Consider the following 1,181-nt stretch of genomic DNA (forward strand, 5'->3'; position numbering starts at 1 on the left):
GGCCGCCTGGGGCGCCGTGCGTGAAAAGGGCGGCACCGAGGCGCAGGCCGCCGAGTTCGTGGGCAAGCTCTACAAGAACGTGCCCATCCTGGCCAAGGGTGGCCGCGATGCCACCGCCACCTTCCTGCAGCGCAACCAGGGCGATGTGCTGATCACCTTCGAGTCCGAAGTGGTCTCCATCGACCGCGAGTTCGGCGCCGGCAAGGTCGATGCCATCTACCCCTCGGTGAGCGTGGTGGCCGAGAACCCCGTGGCCGTGGTCGAGCGCACCGTGGCCAAAAAGGGCACGGCCCAGCTGGCCAAGGCCTACCTGGACTATCTGTACTCTGAAGAAGCGCAGGAGATCGCGGCCAAGCACGCGATCCGCCCGCGCTCGGAAACCGTGCTCAAGAAGTACGCCGACACCTTCAAGCCCATCAAGCAGTTCACCGTGGCCAAGTACTTCGGTTCGCTGACCGAAGCGCAGAAGGTGCACTTCAACGACGGCGGCCAGTTCGACAAGCTGTACACGCCCGGCGCCAAGTAAGTAGGCGCAGCGCTTCTCCCGACTCACCACTGCATCTATGACCACTGCGACCGCTGTGGCCGCAGCCCCGGCCGGACGGCGCGCGCCCAAGCGCGTGCTGCCGGGCTTTGGGCTGTCACTGGGCTACACCCTTTTCTACTTGAGCATCATCGTGCTGATCCCGTTGTCGGCATTGATCTTCAAGACCTTCACCCTCACCTGGGAGCAGTTCTGGGCCGCCATCAGCGCGCCGCGTGTGATGGCGTCGTACCGGCTGACCTTTGGCGCGTCGTTCCTCGCGGCGCTGGTCAACCTGGTGTTCGGCCTGCTGATCGCCTGGGTGCTGGTGCGCTACAAGTTCCCGGGCAAGAAGATCGTGGATGCGCTGGTGGACCTGCCGTTTGCGCTGCCCACCGCCGTGGCCGGCATCTCGCTGACGGCGCTGCTGGCCGGCAACGGCTGGGTCGGCAGCATCCTGGAGCCCATGGGCATCCAGCTCGCGTTCAAGCCCGCGGGCATTGTGATTGCGCTGATCTTCATCGGCCTGCCGTTTGTGGTGCGCACGGTGCAGCCCGTGCTGGAAGATGCTGAGAAGGAGCTGGAAGAAGCCGCCACCTGCCTGGGCGCCACGCGCCTGCAGACCTTCACCAAGGTCATCCTGCCCTCCATCACGCCC

General features: G+C 65.4%; 2 protein-coding genes. Both read left to right on the forward strand.

The genetic code is table 11. The features are described from left to right. The coding region (locus DBV10_RS22605; protein WP_124515777.1) for a sulfate ABC transporter substrate-binding protein at positions 1–526 on the forward strand (526 nt) is incomplete at its 5' end. Between the two features lie 37 nt (positions 527–563). Further along, on the forward strand, positions 564–1,181 hold a 618-nt coding region (cysT, locus tag DBV10_RS22610), incomplete at its 3' end, for a sulfate ABC transporter permease subunit CysT (protein ID WP_124515776.1).

The sequence above is a fragment of the Acidovorax sp. FJL06 genome (genome assembly GCF_003852545.1).
Classification (GTDB): Bacteria; Pseudomonadota; Gammaproteobacteria; order Burkholderiales; family Burkholderiaceae_C; genus Acidovorax.